The sequence below is a fragment of the Cupriavidus sp. R6-3 genome (assembly GCF_059772245.1).
Genome location: NZ_JCBAJO010000069.1, coordinates 1 through 20,832, shown reverse-complemented (window position 1 = coordinate 20,832; position 20,832 = coordinate 1). Strand labels below are relative to the sequence as shown.

22 protein-coding genes are annotated in these 20,832 nt (G+C 67.9%); 9 read left to right on the top strand and 13 right to left on the bottom strand.

Annotation, left to right across the window (positions count from 1 at the left end; all coding sequences use genetic code 11):
* Window positions 1-24: 24 nt before the first annotated feature.
* The 7 genes from AC6EI8_RS13085 to phnG are packed head-to-tail and all read right to left on the bottom strand — an operon-like array spanning window position 25 to window position 6,125.
* Window positions 25-1,239: an alpha-D-ribose 1-methylphosphonate 5-triphosphate diphosphatase gene (locus AC6EI8_RS13085; RefSeq protein ID WP_498382116.1), complete on the bottom strand. Its 1,215-nt coding sequence runs from the start codon at window positions 1,237-1,239 to the stop codon at window positions 25-27.
* 56 nt (window positions 1,240-1,295) lie between these two features.
* Window positions 1,296-2,033: a phosphonate C-P lyase system protein PhnL gene (gene phnL / locus AC6EI8_RS13080; protein ID WP_498382115.1), complete on the bottom strand. Its 738-nt coding sequence runs from the start codon at window positions 2,031-2,033 to the stop codon at window positions 1,296-1,298.
* Between the two features lie 3 nt (window positions 2,034-2,036).
* Window positions 2,037-2,813 (bottom strand): phosphonate C-P lyase system protein PhnK, encoded by a 777-nt coding sequence (gene phnK / locus AC6EI8_RS13075; protein WP_150083883.1) that lies wholly within the window; start codon window positions 2,811-2,813, stop codon window positions 2,037-2,039.
* Window positions 2,810-3,751: an alpha-D-ribose 1-methylphosphonate 5-phosphate C-P-lyase PhnJ gene (locus AC6EI8_RS13070; RefSeq protein ID WP_226105795.1), complete on the bottom strand. Its 942-nt coding sequence runs from the start codon at window positions 3,749-3,751 to the stop codon at window positions 2,810-2,812. The genes phnK and AC6EI8_RS13070 overlap by 4 nt, the downstream gene beginning before the upstream one ends.
* A complete protein-coding gene (locus tag AC6EI8_RS13065; protein ID WP_226105794.1) occupies window positions 3,748-4,932 on the bottom strand; it encodes a carbon-phosphorus lyase complex subunit in 1,185 nt (394 codons plus the stop codon). The genes AC6EI8_RS13070 and AC6EI8_RS13065 overlap by 4 nt, the downstream gene beginning before the upstream one ends.
* A gap of 1 nt (window position 4,933) precedes the next feature.
* Entirely contained in the window at window positions 4,934-5,551 is a 618-nt protein-coding gene (gene phnH / locus AC6EI8_RS13060; protein WP_226105793.1) for a phosphonate C-P lyase system protein PhnH, read from the bottom strand.
* 1 nt (window position 5,552) lies between these two features.
* Entirely contained in the window at window positions 5,553-6,125 is a 573-nt protein-coding gene (gene phnG / locus AC6EI8_RS13055; protein WP_150083887.1) for a phosphonate C-P lyase system protein PhnG, read from the bottom strand.
* Between the two features lie 208 nt (window positions 6,126-6,333).
* Here phnG and phnF point away from each other — a divergent pair, with 208 nt between their 5' ends.
* From phnF to phnN, 3 genes are all read left to right on the top strand, one after another.
* Entirely contained in the window at window positions 6,334-7,068 is a 735-nt protein-coding gene (gene phnF / locus AC6EI8_RS13050; RefSeq protein WP_150083888.1) for a phosphonate metabolism transcriptional regulator PhnF, read from the top strand.
* A 104-nt stretch (window positions 7,069-7,172) separates the two neighbouring features.
* Window positions 7,173-7,898, top strand: coding sequence for a DUF1045 domain-containing protein (locus AC6EI8_RS13045; RefSeq protein ID WP_498382114.1), 726 nt, complete (start codon window positions 7,173-7,175; stop codon window positions 7,896-7,898).
* Window positions 7,895-8,494 (top strand): phosphonate metabolism protein/1,5-bisphosphokinase (PRPP-forming) PhnN, encoded by a 600-nt coding sequence (gene phnN, locus AC6EI8_RS13040; protein ID WP_498382113.1) that lies wholly within the window; start codon window positions 7,895-7,897, stop codon window positions 8,492-8,494. The genes AC6EI8_RS13045 and phnN overlap by 4 nt, the downstream gene beginning before the upstream one ends.
* Before the next feature lie 70 nt (window positions 8,495-8,564).
* On the opposite strand, the gene phnE is transcribed toward phnN, so the two are convergent.
* The 3 genes from phnE to phnC all read right to left on the bottom strand — a co-directional run bounded on the left by phnE (window position 8,565) and on the right by phnC (window position 11,463).
* Complete coding sequence (gene phnE / locus AC6EI8_RS13035) at window positions 8,565-9,374, bottom strand: phosphonate ABC transporter, permease protein PhnE (RefSeq protein WP_149315996.1); 810 nt, start codon at window positions 9,372-9,374, stop codon at window positions 8,565-8,567.
* 162 nt (window positions 9,375-9,536) lie between these two features.
* Entirely contained in the window at window positions 9,537-10,517 is a 981-nt protein-coding gene (gene phnD / locus AC6EI8_RS13030) for a phosphonate ABC transporter substrate-binding protein (RefSeq protein WP_498382112.1), read from the bottom strand.
* Window positions 10,518-10,611: 94 nt separating this feature from the next.
* Window positions 10,612-11,463, bottom strand: a complete 852-nt coding sequence (gene phnC, locus AC6EI8_RS13025) for a phosphonate ABC transporter ATP-binding protein (RefSeq protein WP_498382111.1) — start codon at window positions 11,461-11,463, stop codon at window positions 10,612-10,614.
* Between the two features lie 255 nt (window positions 11,464-11,718).
* On the opposite strand from phnC, the gene AC6EI8_RS13020 reads away from it, so the two are divergent.
* Together AC6EI8_RS13020 and AC6EI8_RS13015 are read left to right on the top strand one after the other, a co-directional pair.
* Entirely contained in the window at window positions 11,719-11,925 is a 207-nt protein-coding gene (locus AC6EI8_RS13020) for a hypothetical protein (RefSeq protein WP_498382110.1), read from the top strand.
* 33 nt (window positions 11,926-11,958) lie between these two features.
* Window positions 11,959-14,172: a phosphocholine-specific phospholipase C gene (locus AC6EI8_RS13015; RefSeq protein WP_498382109.1), complete on the top strand. Its 2,214-nt coding sequence runs from the start codon at window positions 11,959-11,961 to the stop codon at window positions 14,170-14,172.
* A gap of 144 nt (window positions 14,173-14,316) precedes the next feature.
* On the opposite strand, the gene AC6EI8_RS13010 is transcribed toward AC6EI8_RS13015, so the two are convergent.
* The 3 genes from AC6EI8_RS13010 to AC6EI8_RS13000 all read right to left on the bottom strand — a co-directional run bounded on the left by AC6EI8_RS13010 (window position 14,317) and on the right by AC6EI8_RS13000 (window position 16,640).
* Window positions 14,317-15,867 carry a serine hydrolase gene (locus AC6EI8_RS13010; protein ID WP_498382107.1) on the bottom strand — a complete coding sequence of 517 codons (1,551 nt, stop codon included), beginning with the start codon at window positions 15,865-15,867 and terminating at the stop codon, window positions 14,317-14,319.
* 178 nt (window positions 15,868-16,045) lie between these two features.
* Window positions 16,046-16,255, bottom strand: coding sequence for a hypothetical protein (locus AC6EI8_RS13005; protein WP_498382106.1), 210 nt, complete (start codon window positions 16,253-16,255; stop codon window positions 16,046-16,048).
* Between the two features lie 43 nt (window positions 16,256-16,298).
* The gene (locus AC6EI8_RS13000) at window positions 16,299-16,640 is read right to left on the bottom strand and encodes a winged helix-turn-helix transcriptional regulator (protein ID WP_498382105.1); all 342 of its coding nucleotides are present in this window, start codon (window positions 16,638-16,640) and stop codon (window positions 16,299-16,301) included.
* Window positions 16,641-16,912: 272 nt separating this feature from the next.
* Here AC6EI8_RS13000 and AC6EI8_RS12995 point away from each other — a divergent pair, with 272 nt between their 5' ends.
* From AC6EI8_RS12995 to AC6EI8_RS12980, 4 genes are all read left to right on the top strand, one after another.
* Window positions 16,913-17,326, top strand: a complete 414-nt coding sequence (locus AC6EI8_RS12995; RefSeq protein ID WP_498382104.1) for a GFA family protein — start codon at window positions 16,913-16,915, stop codon at window positions 17,324-17,326.
* Window positions 17,327-17,691: 365 nt separating this feature from the next.
* Window positions 17,692-18,342 (top strand): CDP-alcohol phosphatidyltransferase family protein, encoded by a 651-nt coding sequence (locus AC6EI8_RS12990; protein WP_149315988.1) that lies wholly within the window; start codon window positions 17,692-17,694, stop codon window positions 18,340-18,342.
* A gap of 3 nt (window positions 18,343-18,345) precedes the next feature.
* Window positions 18,346-20,109, top strand: coding sequence for a bifunctional alpha/beta hydrolase/class I SAM-dependent methyltransferase (locus tag AC6EI8_RS12985; RefSeq protein WP_498382103.1), 1,764 nt, complete (start codon window positions 18,346-18,348; stop codon window positions 20,107-20,109).
* 101 nt (window positions 20,110-20,210) lie between these two features.
* A partial coding sequence (locus tag AC6EI8_RS12980) for a phosphatase PAP2 family protein (protein ID WP_498382117.1) occupies window positions 20,211-20,832 on the top strand: 622 nt, incomplete at its 3' end.

Sequence of the window (20,832 nt, the reverse complement as noted above, 5' to 3'; positions counted from 1 at the left end):
GCGGCGAGCCAGCGCGGCCTCCAATCACACCGCTTCGAACACCTTCTCTCGCATCGCTGGCCGCCCGGCGCTGCCGGGCAATGCCCGATACCCCGCCGCGAACACCAGCCGGCCCGCCGACCACGTATGCGTGATCATCGGCTGCCCGGCTACATGGGCCACTGCAGTCACGTCCGCGCGCAGGCCCGGCGCCAGGCGGCCCCGATCGTGCAACAGGCACGCATCGGCGGGATTGGCGGTGACCAGCGCAGCCGCCTCGTTCAGCGGCAGCTCGGCCAGGCGGGCCGCGGCAAACGCGGCGGCGATCAGCGTCGACGGCTGGTAGTCGGAACACAGGATATGACCGACCCCCGCCTGGATCGCATCGATCGCGCGCATCGAGCCGCTCTGGCTGCGGCCGCGCAGCACGTTGGGCGCGCCGAAGATCGTCGGCAAGTCCTGGGCGGTGGCCGCCTGCGCCGTGTCGAGGTTGATCGGAAACTCGCTCATCCGCACGCCAAGGGCCTGCATCGCGGCGATCCGCTGCGGCGAATCGTCGTCGTGGCTGGCCGTCGGCACGCCGAGTTCATGCGCGCGGGACAGCAGCCGGCGCACCCGTTCGTGCGCACCGTCGCGCTGCTCGGCCTTCTTCGCCGCGGCGTCCGCCGCTTCCTCGCGGCTCATGCCATGGTTGCCGACCATGTAGGCGAGGTACGCGTCGAGGGTCTTGAACTGGCCCTGTCCCGGCGAATGGTCCATCACCGACAGCAGGTCGACGACGCCCTCCAGCATCAGCATCTCGAGCACCGGCACCGCGGCCGAATCGGTGACTTCGTAGCGGCAGTGGATGCGGTTGTCGACCAGGCTGTGGTCGCGATACGCCGCCACGGTGTGCACCAGCGCGGCGGCCGTGTCGTTGTTGCGCACGCCGAACTGGTTGTTGGCGAAGGACAGCGCATGGTAGGGCGTGGTGATGCCGGCCGCCGCGTTGCGCCGGTCGACCTGCGCCACCGCGAAGTCCATCGGGAACAGCACGTTGGCGCGCGGTTCCACTTCCTTCTCGATCGCGTCGCAATGGACGTCGATCAGGCCGGGCATCACCGTGTGGCCGGGCAGCGCCACCACGTTGGCCAGCGCCGGCACCGTGGCGGGGTCCGGTTCGATGGAGGCGATGCGCCCATCCTCGATCAGCAGCGCGCTATCTTGCAGCACGCGGTCGGGCAGCACCAGGGTGACGTGCGTCAGGTAAGTGGCGGACATGTCCGGCTCCGTGTCGGTTTGGGCGAGGGTGCGGATAGGGGTTGGTTGGGCACGAATCACGCGATCGCGGTGGCCGGCTGCAACGTCAGCAGGCGCGTGGCGACCGCATCGCGGACGGCTTCGTCGTGGAAGATGCCGATCAGGCAGCGGCCCTCGGCCAGCGCTTCGCGGATCAGCTCGATGACCACGGCGCGGTTGTCGGCATCGAGCGAGGCGGTGGGCTCGTCCAGCAGCAGGATCGGATGGCCGCCGATCAGCCCGCGCGCGATATTGACGCGCTGCTGTTCGCCGCCGGAGAAGGTCGCCGGCGGCAGCTCCCACAACCGGCGCGGCAGGTTCAGGCGTTCCAGCAGCGCCGAGGCGCGCCCGCGCGCCTCGTTGCGGTCGACGCCGCGCTGCTGCAGCGGCTCGGCCACGACGTCGAGCGCGCCGACACGCGGAATCGCGCGCAGGAACTGGCTGACGTAGCCGATCACGTCGCGGCGCAGCCTCAGCACGCGTTGCTCCGGCGCGTTGGTCAGCTCGACCCAGGGTGCGCCTTCCGCGCTGGTATCACGCAACCGGATACTGCCTTCGGTGGCCAGGTAGTTGCCGTACAGGCATCGCAGCAAGGTGCTCTTGCCGGTGCCGGACCGTCCGGACAGCACCAGGCATTCGCCGCGCGCCGCCTCGAAATCGACCGACTGCAGCACCGGCAGCCGGATGCCGCCCTGGTTGTGCAAGGTGAACATCTTGCCGAGGCCGCGGACCTCGATCAGCGTCTGTGCATGCTCTGCCTGCTGTGCTTGACTCATGGTTCAACCCTGCAGAATGGAAGAGACCAGCAGCTGCGTATACGGATGCTGCGGGTCGTCGAGGATCTGGTCGGTCAGCCCTTGCTCGACCACGCGCCCGCCCTGCATCACCAGCGTGCGGTGGGCCAGCAGCCGCGCGACGGCGAGGTCGTGTGTCACCAGGATGGCGGCGAGGTCCAGGTCCGATACCAGCCGGCGCAGCAGGTCGAGCAAGCGCGCCTGTACCGAGACGTCGAGCGAGGCCGTGGGCTCGTCCATGAAGACCAGGCGCGGATGCGTGACCAGATTGCGCGCGATCTGCAGGCGCTGCTGCATGCCGCCGGAGAAGGCATGGGGCGTGTCGTCCAGCCGCGCCAGATCGATCTCCATCTTTTCAAGCCAGGCGCCCGCGATCTCGCGCAGCTCGCCGTAGTGGCGTTGTCCGACCGCCATCAGCCGCTCGGCGATATTGGCGCCGGCGCTGACCTGCATGCGCAGGCCGTCGCGGGCATGCTGGTGCACGAAGCCCCAGTCGGTACGCGCCAGCAGGCGCAGGCGTGCGCTCGACAGCGTGGCGAGATCCGTCAGGCCGGACTCGCGCATGTCGTAGCTGACGGTGCCGCGCTGCGCCGGCGCCTGCATCGAGAGGGCCTGCAGCAGCGTGCTCTTGCCCGAGCCGGATTCCCCGACGATGCACAGCACTTCGCCGGGATACAGATCGAAGCTGACGTCATGACAGCCATGGACGCCGTCCCAGGTGCGCGTCAGCCCGCGTACCGACAGCAATGGCGTCGCGCTCATCGCACACCTCCCGCGGCCGGATCGGCGGCCTCGGCGGCCTCGGTGGCTTCGGCTGCCTTGATGGTCTGTTGTGCCTGGCGATCGGCGCAGTACTCGGTGTCCGAGCAGACGAACATGCGCGTACCGGCGTCGTCGGTGATGATCTCGTCCAGGTAGCTGTCGGTGGCGCCGCACTGCGCGCAGCAGCTCGACCACTTCTCGACCGTGAAGGGATGATCGGCAAAGTCCAGGCTCTTGACCGAGGTGTAGGGCGGCACCGCGTACACGCGCTTCTCGCGGCCGGCACCGAACAACATCAGCGCCGGGTTGCGGTCCAGCTTGGGGTTGTCGAACTTGGGGATCGGCGAGGGCCGCATCATGTAGCGCTGGTTGACGATGACCGGATAGTCGTAGGTCGTGGCGATATGGCCGTGACGGGCGATGTCTTCGTAGAGCTTGACGTGCATGGCACCGTATTCCGCCAGCGCATGCATCGTGCGCGTCTCGGTCTCGCTCGGCTCCAGCCAGCGCAGCGGCTCGGGGATCGGCACCTGGAACACCATGGTCTGCCCTTCGCGCAGCGGCGTTTCCGGAACGCGATGGCGGGTCTGGATGATGCTGGCCTCGGCGGTGCGCTCCGTGGTGCGTACGCCGGTCACCCGGCCGAAGAAGCGGCGGATGTTGATGGCATTGGTGGTGTCGTCCGAGCCCTGGTCGATGACCTTGAGCACATCCTGCCGGCCGATGATGGCGGCGGTGACCTGGATGCCGCCGGTGCCCCAGCCATAGGGCAGCGGCATCTCGCGGCTGCCGAACGGGACCTGGTAGCCGGGAATCGCCACCGCCTTCAGCAGGGCGCGGCGCAGCATGCGCTTGGTCGATTCGTCGAGATAGCCGAAGTTGTAGTGCGCGTCGCGCGTGGTGACTTCCGCGGGGAGCGGGGCGATGGCGGCGGTCATGCGACGCTCTCCTCCTGGGGCTGGCACTGCGGTGCGGTCTCGTCGCGGCCGGTGGCGCGGGCGGAAGGGGCTGCCGTTCGTGTATCGGCGGCCGGTTCGGCCGCTTGCCGCTGCGCGCGCAGCCGGCGCAGCAGTTCGAGATTGGTCTGGAAGTCCACGTAGTGCGGCAGCTTCAGATGCTGGACGAAGCCCGAGGCCTCGACGTTGTCGCTGTGGTACAGCATGAATTCGATGTCGTTGGCGGGGTTGTCGGCGGCCTCGCCGAGGTCCGCGGCGCGCATCGCCCGATCGACCAGCGCCATCGACATCGCCTTGCGCTCGTTGTAGCCGAATACCAGGCCATAGCCGCGGGTAAAGCAGGGCGCTTCCTTGGCGTTGCCGGCGAAGTCGTTGATCATCTGGCATTCGGTCAGTTCGATCTCGCCGATGGTCACGGCAAAGCCCAGTTCCTCGACGAACAGCTCGACCTCCGCGGTGCCATAGCGAATCTCGGCGGCAAACGGATGCGAATTGCCGTATCCGCGTTGCGTCGAATAGCCCATCGACAGCAGGAAGCCTTCGTCGGCCCGCGCCAGGTTCTGCAGACGGGCCGCGCGGCTGGCCGGGAAGGTCAGCGGCTCGCGGGTCAGGTCGGCCGGAGCGGGATCGCCCGGCGGAATGGGCTCGGCCTCGACCAGGCCGTCTGCTTGCAGCAGGTCGGTTACGCGCGGCATCGTTTGAACTTCCTCTGCCGTGTCCGTGATTGGCGGGGCGATGCACGCCTGCGGAGCGCTATCGGCTTCGAGCGAGAAGTCCAGCAGGCGCTGCGTATAGTCGTAGGTCGGCCCGAGGACCTGTCCGCCCGGCACGTCCTTGAAGGTCGACGAGATTCGCCGGCGCAGCCGCATCGCGCCGGTATCGAGCGGCAGCGTGTAGCCGAAGCGCGCCAGCGTGGTGCGATACGCGCGCAGCAGGAACACCGCCTCGATCTGGTCGCCGGCGGCCTGCTTCAATGCCAGCGCGGCGAGATGCGGATCGTACAGCGAGCCCTCGGCCATCACGCGGGAGATGGCGAGCGGCATCTGCTCGCGGATCTGGGCCAGCGTCAGCTCCGGCACCGCAGGATCGCCGCGGCGATACGCGTCGACCATGCGGTACGAATTCAGGATGGCGCGTTCTCCGCCCTTGACTGCGACGTACATGTCAGTCCTCCACCAGTGTGGTGCGCGGCAACGCGCAGATCCGTTCGCCGGCGGTCAGCAGCAGGTCCACGCCCAACGGAAAGCCGGCATGGTTGGCCTGCCATTGCCGGCGGAAGTCTTCCGGCAGGCCGGCTACACGCAGCGTGCGCGTGGTCTCGATGCCGGGGCCGCGCAGCGTCAGCATGCTGCCTTCGTCGAGCGAAGCGACCTCGACGATCAGCGTGGCCGAGCGGTCGGGAAAGGCAGGATCGCCCTGCGCGCAGCCCCGCAGCGCCGGCATGTCATGGCCGGCCGGCACGCAGACGAACTGCGCGGCGGCGACATCGTCGACCAGCGGGCAGCCGCAGTGAAAGCGCAGGAACGCGCCGGCCGACGCGGCCATGTCGGCCGGCAACCAGACCGGCGTATCGGGATCGGCGAGCGTCAGCAGCAGGGCGGTCATCGCGGGAGACAGACCGTCTGGCACACCGCAATCCGCCGTCAGCGCTTCGATGCGGCCCGGATGGGCGAACGCCTGCAGCGTCGCGCGAAAGACCACCTGCGCGTCGTCGACGGGATGATCGAAGCCGGGCAGCAGCGACGCGGTGGATTGGCTCGGCATGGAATGCAGGGTCGGCATCTCAGTCCTCTCCGCGGGCCATCGTGAAGAATTCGACGCGGGTCTGCGCGGCTGCGGCCGCCTGCGCCGCGTCGCGTTCGGCCAGCGTGCGCGCCAGCGGTTCGAGCACGATCTGCTGGACGCGAGCGTGCCATTCCGGCCGCTGCAGCAGCGCGTCCAGCACGGCCGCCTGTTCGACATGGCGGGGACAGCGGCCCATGACATAGGCCACGCCGGCGATCGCCGCCTCTTCGGTCGGCGTCGGGCCCGGTTCCAGCACCACCGCGCAGCGCGTCACGGTCATCTCGCCGAGGTTGAACTGCGCACCGGTGCCGCCGGTACGCCCGCGCACCATCGCCATGCCGGACTCCGGCTTGCGCAGCAGGCGGTAGGCGGGCAGCGGTCCCTGCTGGCCCAGCCGCCGGTAGGCGCCATCGAGGGTTTCGGTATCTGCCAGCGCCAGGATCCGCAGCCATGCGGCCCGTGACGCGTCGGCGCTGTCGCCGATGTCGCCGGTTTGGCCGACTTCACCGATTTGGCCGCCTCTCTGGCCGTGTTCGCCGCGCTCGCCGTGTTCGCCGATCTTGCCTTTCATCGTCATCCCTATACGTCTATACGTTTAGATGTCAGCTGCAACAACACGGCGCTACTAGACCACGGCGGCATGACTGTTTGATGACGAGCCCGAATCGTGATCGGGCACCTCGCACGAGTGCATGCGGCTCGGGCACAATCGCACGATGCGATGGCCGCTGAATGACAGCGCGCAATGACAGCGCGCAATGACAAGAGGAATCAGGACGATGTCGGAACGAGAAGTCGAACGGGGCTCGGGCGTCGCGGTATGGCGCCAGATCGGGGAGGCGCTGGCCGATGACATCCGCAAGAAGCTGTACGGGCCCGGCGAGCAGCTGCCGCCGGAGTCCGAGCTGGCGATGCGCTTCGCCGTCAATCGCCATACCGTGCGGCGGGCCATGAGCGAACTCGAGCAAAGCGGCCTGGTGCGGATCGAGCAGGGCCGCGGCACCTTCGTGCAGGAGCATGCGATCGACTACGCGATCGCGCGGCGTACCCGTTTCTCGCAGAATCTCGCCGCGCAAGGCATACGCGGCCATGTCGAATTCGTCGGCAGCCATGTCAGCCGCCTGCCCGAGGTCGCCCGGCATCTGGGGATCGCGCGCACGGCGCCGGTGCTGCATGTGCAGATGGTCGGCAAGGCCGAAGGCCGCCCCATCGACGTGGCCGAACACTACTTCGATTACCAGCGCTTCCCGGAGCTGGAGGATCAACTGCGCGACCAGCGCTCGATCTCGCGCGCCCTCGCGCAATGCGGCATCGCCGACTACACTCGCAAGTGGTCGCGCATCACGGCGGCGCTGCCCAGCGCGCCGGTCGCGCGGCTGCTGAACCAGCCGAAAACCAGGCCCGTGCTGCAGGTCGAGGCGCTGAACGTCGATATCGACGGCGCGCCGGTGCAGTACAGCATCACGCGGTTCGCCGGCGACTGGGTTCAGCTGACCGTATCGGATAACGACTGATCCGCGGCGCGGGGACGGCATGGCTTGTCGATTGGTCTAGACATCCGCCTGTCACCTTGCCGCGCTAGCCTGCCCATTCGACCTACCGACCGACTGACACCAACATGCCGGCGCATCGATACGCCATTTACCTGGCTCCCAGCGAACCGTTCCGGACCTTCGGCCAGCACTGGCTGGGCCGCGACGCCGACACTGGCGAGCCGTGGCCGCCGCCGCGCGAGATGGCCGCGCGTCCCGCGCAGTGGGTCGAGGCGCCGGCCCATTACGGCCTGCACGCCACGCTGAAGCCGCCGTTCCGCCTCGCCGAAGGGACCGGGCCCGCGATGCTGGACGACGCCATGCGCGAGTTTGCCGGCACTCGTACTCCGTTCGACGTTCCGCTGACGCTGCGCGCGCTGCGCGGCTTCCTGGCGTGGTGCCTTGCCGACGAGCCGGAAGCCATACGCGCCGTGCATCAGCTGGCCGACGCCAGCGTGCGGGACATGGACCGATTCCGCGCGCCGCCCACGCCGGACGAGATCGCGCGGCGCAAGCCGGAGCGGTTGTCCCCGCTGGAGCGGCAGATGCTGCGCGACTGGGGCTATCCCTATCTGTTCGACGCCTTCACCTTCCATATCACGCTGACCGGCATGCTGGACGCCGAGCGGCAGGCCGCGGCGTTGGCCCAACTGTCGTCGGCGGCCGGCACGCTGCTCGACACGCCGCTCCGTGTGGACAGCGTCAGCGTGTTCGTGCAGCCCGAGCCCGGGGCCGATTTCGTGGCGGCGCGCCACTATGGCTTCGATGGACGAACCCGCGATGGCGCCGGCGCGGCGTACCTGCCGGCATGAGCGCGCCGCATCGCCTTGACGGCACTGGCCTGTTCTATCTGATGGGGCCTTCTGGCAGCGGCAAGGATTCGCTGCTGCGCGCGCTGCGCGAGCGCCTGGGCGGCGACGACCGGCTGGTCGTGGCGCACCGCTATATCACGCGTTCCGCGGATGCCAACGAGGCCTCCGTCGCGCTGACGACGGAGGAGTTCCAGCGCCGCGTCGCGCTGGGTTGCATGGCGATGCACTGGCACAGCCATGGCCTGCACTACGGCATCGGCATCGAGATCGAGCAATGGCTCCAGCGCGGCATCAAGGTCGTGGTCAACGGCTCGCGCGAGTACCTGCCGCAGGCGGTGGCGCGCTATCCGAAGCTGTGCGCGCTTCATGTGCGCGTGTCGCCGGCCGCGCTGGCCGCACGCTTGCGTCAGCGCGGCCGGGAGTCGGAGGAGGCGATCGCACGGCGTCTGGCGCGTGCCACCGCTGCGTTCGATGTGCCGGCCGGTTGCCGGCTCGTCGAGATCGACAACAGCGGGGCGCTGCAATCCGCCGTCGAGGCGTTGGCAAAGGCCATCGGCATGACGCCGGCCACCAGTCGGGCCGGCGAACTGACCTGACGCCCCGCCGGGCGACTCGCTTGAGTACCCGCCTTGCGACGCGCCTGATCGCCGGCTTGGCGACTCGTCCTCAGACCAGCACCTTGCGGATCTGCGCGGACAGCACGTCGATCACCGTCACGAAGGCGATGATCAGCAGCATCACCGCGCAGGTCTGTGCGTACTGGAAGCTGCGGATGATCTCCCACAGCACGGTGCCGATGCCGCCGGCGCCGACGATGCCGACCACCGAGGCCGAGCGGACATTGGACTCGAAGCGGTAGAGCGCAAACGACAGCCACAGCGGCAGCACCTGCGGGATCACGCCATAGACGATCTCTTCCAGCCGGCCCGCACCGGTGGCGCGCACGCCCTCGACCGGACGCGGATCGATGGCCTCGACCGCCTCGGCGAACAGCTTGGCCAGCACGCCCGTGGTGTGGATCCAGATGGCCAGCACGCCGGCGAACGGACCGAGGCCGACGGCCACGATAAACAGCATCGCGAACACCATCTCGTTGATGGCGCGCGAGGCGTCCATCAGGCGCCGCGCCGGCTGGTAGACCCAGGCCGGCACGATATTGGCCGAACACAGCAGGCCCAGCGGCACCGCCACCGCGACCGCCAGCGCGGTGCCCCAGACGGCGATCTGCACGGTGACGAGCATCTCGTCGAGATAGTGGCGCCAGTCGCGGAAGTCGGGCGGGAAGAAGTCGGCGGCGAACTGCGCCATATTGCCGGAATCGCGCAGCAGATCCAGCGGGCGCATGTCGGCGCCTTGCCAGGACAGGGCCAGCATGGCGAGCACGATGGCCCAGACGAGCATCGCGTAAAGGGAGGTGCGCGGCGGCCGGCCGCTCGCTTGCGGTGAAGGCAGGCCGGGCTTGGCGGTGGCGGTCATGAGGGGAATCCGTAGAAGGCAAGGGGCAGGGCCGTGCACGTCGCAAGCCCTGCGGTATATCCGACGATCGGCAATGACTGCGCGACGATTGCCCGATGATTGCGCGCTTGCTGCACGGTCACCGCGCAATCACCGAACCATCACTGCACGGTCACTGCACAATCACTGCGTGCCGACGGCCTTGTCGAGCTCGGCCAGGCGGCGCGACACATCGGCCAGGCGCTTCTCCTTGTCGGCCGCGGCCAGCGTGCCGTCCGACTCGATGCGAGCCTTCTCCTTGGCCAGCTCGATCTGGCGGATCGGCACCAGCTGCGCATCGCTGGAGGGGCGGAAGCCCTGGTAGGTCAGCGTGGCGAGCACCTGCTTCTCGCGCGCGGCGTCGGCGCCCTTGCCGTAGTTGACGAAGAAGGTCTGGATCTTCTGCTTCATGTCGACCGGCAGGTCCTTGCGATACACCATCGGATCGGCCGGAATCAGCGTCGATTTCCACAGCACGCGCAGCTGGTCATAGGGATTCTTGCCGGTGTTGACGCGATAGCGCCCGAGGTTTTCGGTATTGTTCACCGCGACATCGACCTGCTTGTTCAGCACCGACAGCAGGTTCGCCTCGTGGTTGCCGATGCGCACGGCCTTGAACAGCGTCTTCGGTTCCACCTTGTTGGCGGCCCACAGGTAGTAGCCGGGGACCAGCGTGCCGGAGGTCGAATTCGGATCGCCGGCGCCGTAGGACAGCTCCTTGCCGCGCCTGATCACGTCCTCGACCGACTTCAGGTCGCTGTCCTTGCTGACGATCAGCAGCGACCAGTAGCCGGGATTGCCGTCCTTGTCGATCACCGAGGCAAACACCTCGCCGTTGGCGCGATCGACCGCCTCCATCGCCGACTTGTTGCCGAACCAGGCGATCTGCACCTTGTTGAAGCGCATGCCCTCGATGATGCCGGCATAGTCCGACGCGAAGAACGGCTTGACCGGCACGCCGAGCGCCTTGCTCAGGTCGTCGATCAGCGGCTGCCACGCGGTCTTCAGGTTGGACGACGACTCGGTCGAGATGAAGCCGATGCTCAGCGGCCTGGCGTCCTGCGCCAGGGCAGGGGCGGCGGCAATCGCGGAGGTAATCAGGGCAAGGAAGGTTCTGCGAAGCATGGGTGACTCCGATGCGAAAGTAGGAGCGGAAAGGGACGGAAGGAGCCGGAAGGGGCCGGAATGACTACCAATGGCCGCGAATGGCAGCCCGCAATCAGGCGGCCGCAAGATCCATCGTGACGGTGGCAGGCACGGGCGAGCCGTCGATCGGCATCGCGATCCGGTCGGGCAGCAGGTCATGCAGCAGCTCGTCTGCCTCGGTACCGTAGAGATCGCGCAGCATGCGCTGCGTCAGCGCATGCGACGGACCGTCGTAGACGACCTTGCCATGGCGCAACGCCACCACGCGCGGGCAGTAGCGCATGGCGATGTCGACCTGATGCAGCGACACCACCACGGCGACCTTGTGCGTGCGATTGATCTGCGTGAGCAGCGACATCACGCGGCGCGACGATTCCGGATCGAGCGAGGCGATCGGCTCGTCGGCGAGGATCACGCGGGCGTTCTGCACCAGCGTCCGTGCGATGGCCGCGCGCTGCTGCTGGCCGCCCGACAGCGTCGAAGCACGTTGAAAGGCATAGTCGTCTATACCAACTTGCGCAAGCGCATCGAGCCCGGCGCGCAGTTCATCGGCCTTGAAATAGCGAAGCAGGCCGCGCCATTTCGGGATGCGGCTCAGCATGCCGATCATGACGTTGGTGATCACCGGCAGCCGCCCGACCAGATTGAACTGCTGGAAAACGAAGCCGATCTCGGCGCGCGCCTTGCGGACCTCCGCTGCCAGCCGGCCATCGCGCTGCACGGTGCGGCCATGCACCACGATCTCGCCGCTGTCGGCGGCGACGAAGCCTGCCACGTGACGCAGCAGCGTGGACTTGCCTGAGCCAGATGCGCCCAGCAGGGCCACCATTTCACCGGGCGCCACCTGCAGCGTGACGTCGTCCAGGGCCTTGTGGTCGGCTCGGAACGACTTGCTCAGGCCGCGCACTTCAATTGCATGGGTCATGTCGACTCCCTTGCTGGAATGACGAGCGCATTCTGGGGGGAGGTGATGACAGAGCGATGACGGCAGGGCAAGGGTGGCGCCGCGGCAAGCGCGGAGCGAAGCGGCGGGCCAGGCGGAGGGTCGCGCGAGGCCGGCAGCGGAATCGGCAACGAGGATTCGTAGTTGTGCTCATGTGTCAAGGAACTGACATTTGGGCTACCAACAATGCAGGCCAACGATCACGCTGTCCCTTTTCCCCACCACGGAACTCCAGCCATGCTCCCTTCCTTCGCTTCCCTTTGGCGGCGCGGCCCCACGCTGCCGCTCGCGGCCTCTGCCATCCTGGCCGCGCTGCTGCTGGCCGGCTGCGGCGGCGGCGACGATGGCGCGACCCTGTCGCCATCGGCCGCACCCGACACCACCAACCCGAACGGCAAGCTGCCCGGCAAGCTCGGCAGCTGCTCGAGCCGCTGCGCGCCCTGACTCTCCTCCGCCCCCAACGAAAAAGAATCCGCCATGACATTCAATCCGTCGAAGCGACAATTCCTGAAGGCATCGCTGGGCACCGGCGCCGCGGCCGCCGTGCTGGCGAGCTTCCCGCCGAGCATCCGGCGCGCGCTGGCGATCGAGGCCCACAATGCGACGGGCACCATCAAGGACGTCAAGCACGTCGTGATGGTGATGCTCGAGAACCGCTCGTTCGACAGCTATTTCGGCACGTTCAAGGGCGTGCGCGGCTACGGTGATCGCTTCCCGATTCCATTGCGCAACGGCCGCACCGCGCTGTACCAGACCGATGCCAACGGCAACATCCTGACGCCTTATCACCTCGACGAATCGATCGGCAACGCGCAGCGCGCCGGCGGCACGCCGCACAACTGGGCCGACTCGCAGGCGGCGTGGGACCATGGCCGCATGGACCGCTGGCCGGTGGCCAAGCAGCCGCTGTCGATGGGCTACTACGACGAGGCCGAGGTGACGTTCCAGCGCGCGCTGGCCGATGCCTTCACGCTGTGCGATGCCTACCATTGCGGCATCCATACCGGCACCATCGCCAACCGCCTGTTTTACTGGACCGGCTCCAACGGCCCTACCGGCGACAACGTCGCGGTGACGGTCAACGAGTTCAACGGCGGCGCCGACGTGGGTCCTTCGACGGAAGGCTGGACCTGGGACACCTATGCGGACCGTCTGCAGGCCGCCGGCGTCAGCTGGAAGGTCTACCAGAACATCCCCAACAACTTCGGCTGCAACCAGATGATGAGCTTCCGTCATTGGCGCGCCGAGATGGAGAAGATGCCGGCCGGACGGCAGGTGTCCAACACCAACGCGCCGGGCTTCAATCCGCCGTACGATCCGGCGATCGACGATCGCTACAGCCCCTTTGCCAAGGGCTTCTGCAACACGATGGCCGACGGCGGCTTCCTGCAGGCGCTGCGCGACGACGTGCAGAACGGACGCCTGCCGGAAGTGTCGTGGATCATCCCGCCGGCCGAATTCAGCGAGCACCCCGGGCCGTCGAGCCCGGCCAAGGGCGGCTGGTATGTGCAGGCGATTCTCGATGCGCTGACCTCCGACCCCGAGGTATGGAGCAAGACCGCGCTGATCATCAACTACGACGAGAACGACGGTTTCTTCGACCACCTGCCGCCGCCGACCGCGCCGTCGCGCAATCCGGATGGCACCGTCGCCGGCAAATCGACGCTGTCGGATACGCAGATGGCCTTCGAATACCACGACTATCAGCCGGCGACGCCCAAGCAGCCGGCCCGCGACGGCCGGCCTTACGGACCGGGTCCGCGCGTGCCGATGTGGATCGTCTCGCCGTGGAGCCGCGGCGGCTGGGTCAATTCCGAGGTGTTCGACCATACCTCCGTGATCCGCTTCCTCGAGGCGCGCTTCGGCGTGATGGAGCCGCAGATCAGCCCGTACCGCCGCGCGGTCTGCGGGGACCTGACCAGCGCATTCAATTTCGCCACGCCGAACGCCAACCCGCTGCCGGAGCTGGCGGGCCGCACCACGCGCGCCGAGGCCACCAGCCTGACGGCCGCGCAACAGGCCATGCCGAAGATCCCGGTGCCGGCCACGCCGGCGCTGCCGGTGCAGGACCCGGGCACGCGTCCCTCGCGGGCGCTGCCGTACGAACTGCACACCAGCGCGCGCGTCGATGCCCGCAACAACCGGCTGCAACTGCTGTTTGCCAACGCCAGCGCGCGCAGCGTCGGCGCTGTCTTCCACGTCTACGACCGCCTGCATCTGGACCGCATTCCGCGCCGCATCGTCGTCGAGGCCGGCAAGACGCTCGACGACGTCTGGGATATCGGCGCGGACGGCGGCAAGTACGACCTGTGGGTGCTGGGCCCGAACGGCTTTCACCGCAGCTTCGTCGGCGATGCGGCGGAGCAGGGCGAGGCCATGCCGGAAATCCAGGTCTGCTACAACCCGTGCGATCGGCCCACCGTGCAGGTCAAGCTGCATAACAACGGCCGCCGGCCGATTCGCTTCACGGCCGAAGCGCTGGCGTATCGCAGCGACGGCCCGTGGACGCGCATGGTCCCGCCTGGCAAGGTCGTCGAGTTCGAATGGGCGATCGCGGACGCCGGCTGCTGGTACGACTTCGTCGTGACCTGCGACGCGAGTCCGGCGTTCCGCCGCCGCTTTGCCGGGCGGATGGAAACGGGCAAGGACCTGGTCAGCGATCCGGCGATGGGGCAGGTCGGACAGGTTTGAGGCGTGCCGGAAGCCGTCTCCTGAGTCGGCGCTGAGTCGGCGCTGAGTCGGCTCCCGAGTCGGTCCCCAAGCCGGCTCGTGAAGTCGTTCCCTGAAGTCGTCCGCTGAACGAAGCGCGGTCCCGCCCCGGGGCAGGACCGCGCTTCAGCTTCTCCGCATGAAGGTCCCCAGCCCCTCCTGGTCGTAGTACTCCAGCGTCAGCCGGTCGCTGCCGAACCAGACGCGCGAGATCGTGCCCGGCGTCGCGTTCTCGTTGCGCAGCCGGAACGTGTAGACGTCGCCGTCCCAGTGCGACAGCGGCAGCACCAGCGGCGCGGGGCCGATCGTCAGCACCAGTGCACCCGCGGATTCGCGTACCGTGATCGGCCCGTAGTAATTGTTGGCATAGTCGCCGGCATAGACCGACAGCGCGCGCGGCGGCAGCGGCGAGGCCGGCGGCGTGGCGCCCACCAGCCCGCCTTCCGGCGCCAGCACGGGCGCCAGCGCCTCCTCGATGATGGTCGCCCAGTCGCGCTGGATCGCGCCGTAATCCACCAGATCGAAGAACTGGTTGTTGATCGTCTCCGGCACGCCGATCGGAAAGCCGTTGGTCAGCGTGACGATCGCCAGATTCAGCGAGGGCACCGCGAGGAAAGCCGTCGCGGCACCGAGCGCGAACGCGCCGGAGTGGTTGTACATCGCGCGGCCGGCAGGATTCGTGCCGACGTTGAAGCCATAGCCGTAGAAGCCCGCCGGACGCCCGTCGGCCGGCGGCGTGGACTGGTTGTGCGGCGCGATCGCTTCCTTCAGCGCACTGGCGTCGACGATGCGCCTGCCTTCGAACATGCCTTCGCCGAGCATCATCACGAGCCAGCGCGCCACGTCGTTGACCGAAGCGCTGACCCCGCCGGCCGGCGATTGCGCATCGGGATCGCGTACCGGACCGCGTATCCACGCGCCGTTCTCGCGCACATGGCCGACCGCGCGATTGTCGCGGGCCAGATAGTCGGCGTGGCGCGAACTGGTGCGCGCCATGCCGAGCGGACGATAGAGGGTCTGCTCCGACAGCGTGGCCCAGTCCATCGCCGCCGCGGTGGCGACCGCTTCGGCGGCGGCGGTCAGGCCGAAATTGGTGTACTGGTACGAGGCGCGAAACGGATGCAGCGGCAGGAAGCGCAATCGCTCCAGTACCTGGCGACGGTCATAGCCCATGTCCTCGAGCCGATCGCCCGCATGGTCCGGCAGGCCCGAGCGGTGCGAATACAGGTCCGCCACCGTCAGCACCGGATTGACCTCGGGATCGGACAGGGCGAACCAGGGCAATTGCGATTGCACGGGGGTGTCCCACCGGACGCGTCCGATGCCGACCTGATGCGCGACCACCATGGCGCCGAGCGATTTCGACATCGAGGCGAGCTGGAACACGGTATCGGCGTCGACCGCCGCGCCCTCGTCGACGGCGCGCTTGCCGAATCCCTTGGCATAGACGACTTGATTGCCGCGGACCACCGCCGTCGCCACCCCCGGCACACCGGTGCGGGACATCTGGTCGGTGACGAGCTTGTCGACGCTGGCGATGGCCTGCGCGATCCGGGCTTCCGGCACGGGAGGAGATGGCGGGGAGGGCGGGGGATCGTCGTCGTCGCCACCGCAGGCGGCAAGCGCCGATCCCAGCGTGGCGACGAGAAACGTGCGGCGCGAATGCAAGGTCGTCATGGCGAATTCCCCTCGTGTTATTCGGGCAGGCCGATGCGCCGCTACGCAGCGTTCCTGTCTTGCTGGACAGTAGAAGCTGCGGCAATGAAAGTCGAGGGCAATTGCGCTGCGCGTCGAGGGATGTGCCGGGCAGTATGCCGCTGCCCACGTTTGGGCGAAGCGTGCTTGCCTTTGCTCCTCAGGCCGTGCCTGACGTGCCGTGCCTATCCAGCTGCGTACGCAGGAAGCTGACCTGATCCGCCACGACGATCCGTCGCACCGCCTCCAGCTGCGGATCGGCGCCCGGAAGCGTTCGGGCGTGCGCGATCGCCGCATGCCAGTCAGTCTTCTGCACGGCGATCGAGATCCATTGGCGCGGCGTGCCGCCGCTTTCGCCGAAGTCCACCATCGTGTTTTCCCGCTGCTTCAGGCCGCTGTATCAGGCCGCTGTATCAGGCTCCTTCCATCCGCTCGGCCTTCCATGCCTCGTGCCGTTTGCCCCAGGCCGACATTGCCGTTACCGCGTCATTCAGGCTCAGCCCCAAAGGCGTGATCGAATATTCGACGCGAGGCGGGACTTCGCCGTAGTCATGCCGGTGGATCAACCCGTCCGCCTCCATTTGGCGCAATTGCTGCGCCAGGACCTTTTCGCTGACGCCGGGCAATCCCCGGCGCAATTCGGCGAAGCGATGCGGACGCAGGTGCAATTCCCAAAGCACCGAAGTCTTCCATTTGCCGCCGATTGCCTGCAGCGCGGAGGCAAATCCGCAACCGTCCGGCTCCTTGTTTCTCATTGCAGAACACTCCATCAATGGACCGGATATCACCAGACCGGATACTTACTTCGAAGTGCGTTCTTCCCGGTGCCGGGACGAATCGATATCATCGAATCGGGCCCATCTCGAAAAACTGGCGCGGTCGATACGACAGGATTCGATCGCCGGAGAACTTTCCATGACATCGTATTTTCCCCTCCGCAGCGCGGGGTGGCTGGGCTCGCCCGTCTTCCGCATTTTAATGAACCGGCGCCATTCCCTTTACCGGCATGGCACGGCGGAGCTGGCCCATGCAAGCTGACGTCCGCACGCGCACCGCGGCATGTTCCTGCCGCGGCGTCGAACTCGTTCTGGCCGGCGAGCCGCACCGCGTCTACGCCTGCAGCTGCCTCGAATGCCAGCGCTGCACCGGTTCCGCGTTCTCTTACCGCGCGATCTATGCCGAATCGGCCATCGTCAGCCGAAAAGGCGAAACCAGGACGTGGCGGCGCACCGGGACATCGGGACAATGGCTGGAGCAGGAATTTTGCGCGAGGTGCGGATCCGTGGTGCTGATGCGAGCCGAAGCATTGAAGGCAGCTATTTCCGTATCGGCCGGTTGCCTCGAGGACAGGGATTTTCCGGCGCCGCAATTGCTGCATTGGGCGGAGCGCAAGCACCGATGGCTTTGTCTGCAAGACATTGCGGAATCCCGCCCGCAATGAACCTGCCGCGGCCTCGCAATGATTCGCAGCATCGCGCCCAGCCCCGATCTCCCATCGGTAGATATCGCCGGCGGCAGCATTGTCCGTGGCAGGATCCGGTCGGGAGGCCGGCGGCGATGTCGGCGAGGCGGGTGAATTAAACATCGTCGAATTCACCGCCGACTGCAGTTCTGGTAATGTCTCGGCCTTGACGCCCCGTCAACCCAAGGCTGGCGCGGCGTCGAGCCAAGACCAGATACCAATACCAATACCAATAAATCCGGAAGGGGGGTCCCGGTCCATCGGCCGCACAGCGCGCCGGGGATCGGTTCAGCCTGGCGCATCGCCATGCCGCTTCCGGCGCAAGCTCTGCGGGAGGCCGGCCAATGACGCTCTACGAACTCAAGCCCAGATTCCAGGCGTGGCTGCGCCCGCTGGTCCAGGATCTGGCCGAGCGCGGTGCCACCGCCAATCAGGTGACGCTGGTGGCCGCGGCCGGCTCGCTGGCCGTCGGGGCGCTGGCGGCGATCGGCGCGCTGGTGGCTGAAACCTCCGTGCTGTTCCTGCTGTTCCCGCTGTGGCTGTTTGCGCGGATGGCGCTCAATGCGATCGACGGCATGCTGGCGCGCGAGCACGGCCAGAAGAGCGCGCTGGGCGCCTATCTGAACGAGCTGGGCGACATCGTCTCCGATGTCGCGCTGATCCTGCCGCTGGCCGCGCTGCCCGACTTCAACCTGGCCCAGGTCGGACCCTTTGCGCTGCTGGCGGTGATCGTCGAGGCCGCAGGGCTGATCGGTCCGCTGGCCGGCGCAAGCCGCCGCTACGACGGGCCCTTCGGCAAGAGCGATCGCGCTCTGGTGGTCGGCGCGATTGCGCTGTGGGCCGGCGTCGGGCTGGGGTTCGGCACGCTCGGGCCGTGGCTGTGGCTGCTGCTGTCACTGCTGTCCGTATTGACCATCGTCAACCGGGTCCGTCGCGGCGTCGCCGAAGCGCAGGCCCAGGCGCGGGCTCAAGCGCCGAGCCAGACCGCGGAGTAAGGCATGGACCGACTGTCGATGCGCCAGCCGCTGGAGCGGCAGTTGGAGACCCACGACGGGCAGACGCTGTTCTATCGGCATTGGCCGGCGCTCGAGGGACAGCCGCGCGGCGCGGTGGTGCTGTTCCATCGCGGGCACGAGCATTCCGGCCGTGTCGCCCACCTTGCCGACGAACTGAACCTGCCGGCCTACGACATCTTTGCGTGGGACGCCCGCGGCCATGGCCGCTCGCCGGGCGAGCGCGGCTACAGCCCGAGCCTGGCCGATTCCGTGCGCGATATCCAGACCTTCACCGGCCACATCGCCGCCAACCACGGCATCGCGCTGGAGCGGATGGCGGTGGTGGCGCAGAGCGTCGGCGCAGTGCTGGCCGCGACCTGGGTCCACGACTACGCGCCGCCGATCCGCGCGCTGGTGCTGGCCTCGCCGGCGTTCAAGGTCAAGCTGTACGTGCCATTCGCGCGCCCGGGCCTGAAGCTGATGCACCGGCTGCGGGGCAAGTTCTTCGTCAACAGCTATGTCAAGGCGAAGTTCCTGACGCACGATCCCGAGCGCATCGCCAGCTATGACACGGATCCGCTGATCACGCGGCCGATCGCGGTCAATATCCTGCTCGATCTGTACGACACCGCCGAGCGGATCGTCGCCGACGCGGCCGCGATTACCGTGCCGACGCAACTGCTGATTTCCGGCGCCGACTGGGTGGTCCATCGCGGGCCGCAGGACCGCTTCTACGAGCGGCTGGGCAGCCGGGTCAAGGAGCGCATCGTGCTCGATGGCTTCTATCACGACACGCTGGGCGAGCGCGATCGCCAGCGCGCGGTCGATGCGGCGCGACGCTTCATCCTGCGCGAGTTCGACACGCCGTCGGCGCCGCGCTCGCTGCTCGATGCCGACCAGATCGGGCCGTTCCGCGAGGAATCGGACCGGCTCGCCTCGGCACCGACCGGTCTTGCGGCGTGGTACTGGCGCGCGGCACGCGCCAACCTGAAGCTCGGCGGCCTGCTGTCCGACGGCGTGCGCCTGGGCCATGAAACCGGCTTCGATTCGGGCTCGACGCTCGACTACGTCTATCGCAACACGCCGTCGGGCCGCGGCGCCCTGGGCCGGATGGCCGACCGCCAATACCTCGATGCGATCGGCTGGCGCGGCATCCGCCAGCGCAAGGTCCACGCCGAGGAACTGATTGCCGAGGCCGTGCGCCGGCTGCAGGCGGCCGGCATGCCGGTACGGATGGTCGATATCGCGGCCGGCCACGGCCGCTACGTGCTCAAGGCGCTGGAGAAGCTGGACCGCGCCGCGGTCGAATCGATCCTGCTGCGCGACTACAGTGCGCTGAACGTCGAGCAGGGCAGGGCGCTGATCGCGGCCAAGGGCCTGGGCGGCATCGCCCGCTTCGAGCAGGGCGACGCCTTCGATGGCGACGATCTGGCCGCGCTGTCGCCGGCGCCGACCTTGGCGGTCGTCTCCGGCCTGTACGAGCTGTTCCCCGACAACGCGATGATCCGCCGCTCGCTCGACGGCCTGGCGCGCGCGGTGCCGCCGGGCGGCTATCTGGTCTACACGGGCCAGCCGTGGCACCCGCAGCTGGAGTTCATCGCCCGCGCGCTGACCAGCCACCGCGCCGGTGCGGCGTGGGTGATGCGGCGCCGCTCGCAGGCCGAGATGGACGAACTGGTGCGCAGCGCCGGCTTCGACAAGGTGACGCAGCGGATCGACCGCTGGGGCATCTTCACCGTCAGCCTGGCGCGCAGGCGCGAGGCATGAGCGCCTTGCCTGCTCCCACGCAGCCCGGCATGCAACCCGGCTCGCAACCCGATACGCAACCCGGTACGCGACCGGGCACGCAGCCCACGACGCAACGCGGCATGCACCCCGACGCGCCGCAGCCCGCCGCCGACGAGCCCCGCCCCTGGGGCCTTGCCTGCGTGCTGCTCGCGCTGGCCGGCGCGCTGTTTTTCTCAAGCTACGGCTTTGCCAACTGGCTGGCCAGCCAGCGCGCGGACGTGCCGTCGTTCTACTTCGGCTGGGAACGCGGCATCCCTTTCGTGCCGTGGACCATCGTGCCGTACTGGTCGATCGACCTGCTGTACGGCATCTCGTTCTTCCTGTGGCGCACGCGCGCCGCGCTGCTGACGCACGTCAAGCGCCTCGTTGCGGCGCAATTGATCTCGGTCGCCTGCTTCATCGCGTTCCCGCTGCGCTTCGCCTTCACGCGCCCCGCGGCGGACGGCCTGCCGGGGCAGCTGTTCACGTTGCTCGGGGGCTTCGACCTGCCGTTCAACCAGGCTCCGTCGCTGCATATCAGCCTGCTGATCGTCCTGTGGATCGCGTTCGCGGCGCATCTGCCCAGGCGCTGGCATTGGCTGCTGCATGGCTGGTTCGCGCTGATCGGCGTATCGGTGCTGACGACCTGGCAGCACCATCTGATCGACGTGCCGACCGGCGCGCTGGTCGGCTGGCTGTGCGTCTATCTGTTTCCGCTGCGGC

Excerpts from the sequence above, each read along its gene's own strand:
- phnN (WP_498382113.1), top strand. The coding sequence starts at position 7,895 with ATGAGCGCGCCGCATCGCCTTGACGGCACTGGCCTGTTCTATCTGATG.
- phnH (WP_226105793.1), bottom strand. The coding sequence starts at position 5,551 with ATGCCGACCCTGCATTCCATGCCGAGCCAATCCACCGCGTCGCTGCTG.
- AC6EI8_RS13020 (WP_498382110.1), top strand. The coding sequence starts at position 11,719 with ATGCTCCCTTCCTTCGCTTCCCTTTGGCGGCGCGGCCCCACGCTGCCG.
- AC6EI8_RS13085 (WP_498382116.1), bottom strand. The coding sequence starts at position 1,239 with ATGTCCGCCACTTACCTGACGCACGTCACCCTGGTGCTGCCCGACCGC.
- phnD (WP_498382112.1), bottom strand. The coding sequence starts at position 10,517 with ATGCTTCGCAGAACCTTCCTTGCCCTGATTACCTCCGCGATTGCCGCC.
- AC6EI8_RS13045 (WP_498382114.1), top strand. The coding sequence starts at position 7,173 with ATGCCGGCGCATCGATACGCCATTTACCTGGCTCCCAGCGAACCGTTC.
- AC6EI8_RS13015 (WP_498382109.1), top strand. The coding sequence starts at position 11,959 with ATGACATTCAATCCGTCGAAGCGACAATTCCTGAAGGCATCGCTGGGC.
- AC6EI8_RS12985 (WP_498382103.1), top strand. The coding sequence starts at position 18,346 with ATGGACCGACTGTCGATGCGCCAGCCGCTGGAGCGGCAGTTGGAGACC.
- phnC (WP_498382111.1), bottom strand. The coding sequence starts at position 11,463 with ATGACCCATGCAATTGAAGTGCGCGGCCTGAGCAAGTCGTTCCGAGCC.
- AC6EI8_RS13065 (WP_226105794.1), bottom strand. The coding sequence starts at position 4,932 with ATGTACGTCGCAGTCAAGGGCGGAGAACGCGCCATCCTGAATTCGTAC.
- AC6EI8_RS13005 (WP_498382106.1), bottom strand. The coding sequence starts at position 16,255 with ATGGTGGACTTCGGCGAAAGCGGCGGCACGCCGCGCCAATGGATCTCG.
- AC6EI8_RS13010 (WP_498382107.1), bottom strand. The coding sequence starts at position 15,867 with ATGACGACCTTGCATTCGCGCCGCACGTTTCTCGTCGCCACGCTGGGA.
- AC6EI8_RS13070 (WP_226105795.1), bottom strand. The coding sequence starts at position 3,751 with ATGACCGCCGCCATCGCCCCGCTCCCCGCGGAAGTCACCACGCGCGAC.
- phnG (WP_150083887.1), bottom strand. The coding sequence starts at position 6,125 with ATGAAAGGCAAGATCGGCGAACACGGCGAGCGCGGCGAACACGGCCAG.
- AC6EI8_RS13000 (WP_498382105.1), bottom strand. The coding sequence starts at position 16,640 with ATGAGAAACAAGGAGCCGGACGGTTGCGGATTTGCCTCCGCGCTGCAG.
- phnE (WP_149315996.1), bottom strand. The coding sequence starts at position 9,374 with ATGACCGCCACCGCCAAGCCCGGCCTGCCTTCACCGCAAGCGAGCGGC.
- AC6EI8_RS12990 (WP_149315988.1), top strand. The coding sequence starts at position 17,692 with ATGACGCTCTACGAACTCAAGCCCAGATTCCAGGCGTGGCTGCGCCCG.
- phnK (WP_150083883.1), bottom strand. The coding sequence starts at position 2,813 with ATGAGCGCGACGCCATTGCTGTCGGTACGCGGGCTGACGCGCACCTGG.
- AC6EI8_RS12995 (WP_498382104.1), top strand. The coding sequence starts at position 16,913 with ATGCAAGCTGACGTCCGCACGCGCACCGCGGCATGTTCCTGCCGCGGC.
- phnF (WP_150083888.1), top strand. The coding sequence starts at position 6,334 with ATGTCGGAACGAGAAGTCGAACGGGGCTCGGGCGTCGCGGTATGGCGC.
- phnL (WP_498382115.1), bottom strand. The coding sequence starts at position 2,033 with ATGAGTCAAGCACAGCAGGCAGAGCATGCACAGACGCTGATCGAGGTC.